The organism is Pedobacter sp. HMWF019 (assembly GCF_003061025.1).
Lineage (GTDB): Bacteria > Bacteroidota > Bacteroidia > Sphingobacteriales > Sphingobacteriaceae > Pedobacter.
Genome location: NZ_QAIL01000463.1, coordinates 1 through 3,871, shown reverse-complemented (window position 1 = coordinate 3,871; position 3,871 = coordinate 1). Strand labels below are relative to the sequence as shown.

4 protein-coding genes are annotated in these 3,871 nt (G+C 33.7%); all 4 read right to left on the bottom strand.

Annotation, left to right across the window (positions count from 1 at the left end; genetic code table 11):
- The coding region (locus tag DBR11_RS24375; RefSeq protein WP_108555190.1) for an SIS domain-containing protein at positions 1-508 on the bottom strand (508 nt) is incomplete at its 3' end.
- Between the two features lies 1 nt (position 509).
- Complete coding sequence (locus DBR11_RS24370) at positions 510-1,481, bottom strand: GHMP kinase (protein WP_108555189.1); 972 nt, start codon at positions 1,479-1,481, stop codon at positions 510-512.
- Positions 1,468-2,772, bottom strand: a complete 1,305-nt coding sequence (locus DBR11_RS24365) for an HAD-IIIA family hydrolase (protein WP_108555191.1) — start codon at positions 2,770-2,772, stop codon at positions 1,468-1,470. The genes DBR11_RS24370 and DBR11_RS24365 overlap by 14 nt, the downstream gene beginning before the upstream one ends.
- 1 nt (position 2,773) lies before the next feature.
- On the bottom strand, positions 2,774-3,721 hold the full coding sequence (locus DBR11_RS24360; RefSeq protein ID WP_108555188.1) for an NAD-dependent epimerase/dehydratase family protein: 948 nt from the start codon (positions 3,719-3,721) through the stop codon (positions 2,774-2,776).
- Between the last annotated feature and the right edge of the window lie 150 nt (positions 3,722-3,871).

Below are 3,871 nucleotides of genomic sequence, written 5' to 3'. Positions count from 1 at the left end.
CTTCAGACACCTGCATATCATTTACATTCGCATTAACACTAAATTTCGAGATTTCACGTAATTTACCTCCTGTAAACCCAGTGATTCCAATAGTTGTATTACCTTGTTGATTGGCGTACTCAATTGCCTTTAAGACATTTTTAGAATTTCCGCTTCCAGATATCCCAACAACGATATCTCCTTCCTCTAAGAAATTTTTCATTTGCTCTACAAATACCTCATCGTAGGACAAATCATTCGAATAGGCAAGAATGGTAGCGATATTGTCCGTTAAGGCAATTACTTTATATCTTTTTTTCATACCTAAAGAAACACCTTTATTAATATCGCAGGCAAAGTGAGAGGCCGTCGCACCACTTCCACCGTTACCAAAAATAATGACGCGTTTCCCCTCTTGTCTAGTCTGTTCAAGAAGATTCGAAAAATTCAGAATCTCGTCATGATCAAGATTATTAATAGTACTTACTAATGTTTTCAGATAGTTGTCTATTGTTGATAATTGTTTCATTTTAAAAAATTATACTTGTTCCTGTATTGTCAAATTTAAATTCTAATTCAAAAAGTTCATTTAACGCCATTCTAACAGCGGTCTGTTTATCTTGCTCAACATAAAACAAGAGAAATCCTCCTCCCCCAGCCCCAAGTAGCTTCCCACCTTTTGCTCCTGCAAAAATAGCCTTCTGATACAAATCGTCTATTGATTTATTAGAGATGTTTGAAGCAAGTTCCTTTTTGTAGATCCACCCAGCATGAAGAATATCTCCCATTGCATCTATATTATTAGATAAAAGTTCCATTTTGAGGTCATGAGCCAAAGCCACCATCTTATGAAGATTTTTAAGCTTGGCACCATCCGATGCTGTATTGTATTTCTGTTCAGTTAAAATTGAGGCCGCTTTCCTGGTATTACCTAGATAAAACATTAAAAGGTTTTTTTCCATCAATTCGTACTTCTCAGGTATCATCTTTATACGTTCAACAACGACCTTCTCATTTTCTCTGAACTCAATAAAATTTAATCCACCCAAAGCACACGCATACTGATCTTGTTTACCTATTGGCTCTTGAAGTCGATTGATTTCTATGTCACAAGCTAGTTCTGCTATCATTTCTCTAGACATATATTTACCCTGGTACGCATTGCATAAACTGATCAAACCAGAAGTAAAGGCAGATGAAGAACCGAGCCCAGTACCCGAAGGTATATCAGCACTGGAGTTAAAATCAACCCCATTTATATTAAATTCTTTAAAGACTTGTTTAATTATTGGATGTTCTATCCTTTCAATTTGATCAACAAGTTCAATATGTGAATATTTTAAAAGATACTTATTATCGTTAAAATAAGGATGCATAGATAAGTACATATACTTATCTATTGACACACTTAAAACAGCTCCACCATGATTTAAGTAATATTCTTTTAAATCACTTCCCCCGCCTGCAAAACTTATTCGAAACGGTGTTCTATTTATTATCATTTATCTTTAATATTAGATCAACTGCATCATCTAAATTATTTGCAGAATAATCAGGCTTAACATTGTATTTGTTATCTTTTCCAGCATAACCAGTCTTAACTAGAACTGTTTTAACTCCAGCATTTATTCCAGTTTGGATATCAGTTGTAGAATCTCCTATAAAATAGGATCTTGACAGATCAATATTAAATTCTTTAACTGCCAAGTCAAGCATACCAGTATTGGGTTTTCTACAGCTACATTCGATCTTTAGTTCCTTAACTTCTCCAACATATCCTTTGTCTGGATGGTGTGGACAATAGTAAAGCTTATCTATAAAAGCGTTTTGCCTCCCAATTTCTGTCTCAAGCTTTTTATGAATATCAAGAAGGTCTTTTTCTAATATAAAACCTTTAGCGATCACTGGCTGATTCGTTATAACTATTGCAAGAAAATCTGAATCATTTACTTTTTTTATAGCCTCAGCAACATTTGGAAGCAATACAAAATCTGCAATATTTTTCAAATTATCCACCTCCTTATTTATTACTCCATCTCTATCAATAAAAATAGCAGTTCTCTTATTAGCCTTGTTATAAGCTGCAATTTTACCGCTCAAATATGCTGCTTCTACATTCTCTAATCTATCTGGTGTACCAAGGTCTTTTATATACTCCGGGGTACTGTATGCCTTAATTTTATGAAGACCCTCTTTCATAATCAAAGGAAAAATGTCTTTGCCAAAATCAGATGATTTATATCTTTCAATGTATTGAAATATATCAGAGCCAAAAATGTAGACTGCTGCATTGACATTGTTATTATACATCATTCCTTCCTCATGAGGCTTGGATAGAAATCTAGTAACATTATTATCCGGATCAACTTCAACAAGGTCACTATCGTAAGGATGATCATTAGGATGTACAATAATTGATGCTATAGCTGATGACCTTTTATCGAACTCTATAAAAGAATTAATATCAAAATCCATCATTACATCACCATACAAAACTAGAAATCTCTCTTCAATAATCCCATCCAATTCTTTAATTGCACCAGCCGTTCCCAAAGGCTTATCTTCAGTCAGATAAGAAATTTTAACACCATACTTAGTTCCATCCCCAAAATACTCTTCAATTTTAGCTCCAAGATGCCCAAGCAGAAGCGTAATATCGGTAATCCCATACCTCTTTAACAATTCAATCTGATGAAGTAATAGTGGCTTATTTGAAACAGAGACCATAGGCTTAGGGATGTCGGTCAAGCCTAAACGAGTACCTTTCCCACCGGCTAAAATAACAGCCTTCATACTATTTTGATTCTGCATTTAAAATACTTCGAATTGATAATCGAACAGCATCATTAGAAGAATTTTTCGCTTTCCATCCTAATTTATGAATCTTATCTAAATTGTATGAAAAGAAAGGAACATCTCCCACCCATCCGCGATCTCCTCCTGTATAGACAATCTCTCTTTGCTCATTCATCTCCTCCAAAACCATATGTGCGATATCTTTTACCTTTGTTGTTGTATCAACTCCAATGTTAAAATAATTAAGCCTGTCGTTTGTATTCTTCCAAACAAAAACTATTGCTTCAACCAAATCTTTAACATAAACATATGGCTTGTTTTGCTCTCCATTACCTAATACTTCTAAAGTATCAGGATTGTTTCTTATCTTCTTAACAAAATCAAAGAGAATCCCATGCGTTGTTCTTTCGCCAACAACATTAGGAAATCTAATTATCCATGTTTGGATTGAATAACTGGCAGAAAAAGAAGATAAAAATGCCTCTGAAGCTAATTTACCTGCCCCATAATGAGAAACTGGAAATAGTGGCCCGAAATTTTCATGAAGCGTTTCAATAGTATCGCCGTATATTGCCGATGTTGAAGCAAATGCAATTTTCTTGACACCATGTATTCGCATCATATTCAACACATTAAATGTAGTTAAGAAAGTATTATTTAAGTCTGTCCCAGGATCATTAAAGCTTTTAGCAATATCGGAGTTAGCAGCTAAATGAAAGACCATATCAAATTTCTCCTTTTCAAAAATAATGCTCAGTTCGGTTTGATTGAGAAGATCAAATTGATAGAACTTAAAATTCGAATTAGTTGAAAGATGTGAGATATTTTCCTTTTTTCCAAGAGAAAGATTGTCTATTACGCAAATATTGTTGGCTTCGTCTTTTAACAAGAGATCACACAAGTGACTACCAATAAAACCGGCACCTCCGGTAACTAAAATATTCATAACTATTATTTAAGCAGATTTAATTTATTTCCACGATTGATCTTAATACCTTCTTTAATACCCAAGAAGATATTCTTTATATATAACGTTCTAGGGCTGATGAAAATTGGATAATAAAGTATTTTAATAAAATACTTTATAAAATTTACC

Coding starts and splice junctions, on each gene's coding strand:
- DBR11_RS24360 (WP_108555188.1), bottom strand. CDS start 3,721: ATGAATATTTTAGTTACCGGAGGTGCCGGTTTTATTGGTAGTCACTTG.
- DBR11_RS24365 (WP_108555191.1), bottom strand. CDS start 2,772: ATGAAGGCTGTTATTTTAGCCGGTGGGAAAGGTACTCGTTTAGGCTTG.
- DBR11_RS24370 (WP_108555189.1), bottom strand. CDS start 1,481: ATGATAATAAATAGAACACCGTTTCGAATAAGTTTTGCAGGCGGGGGA.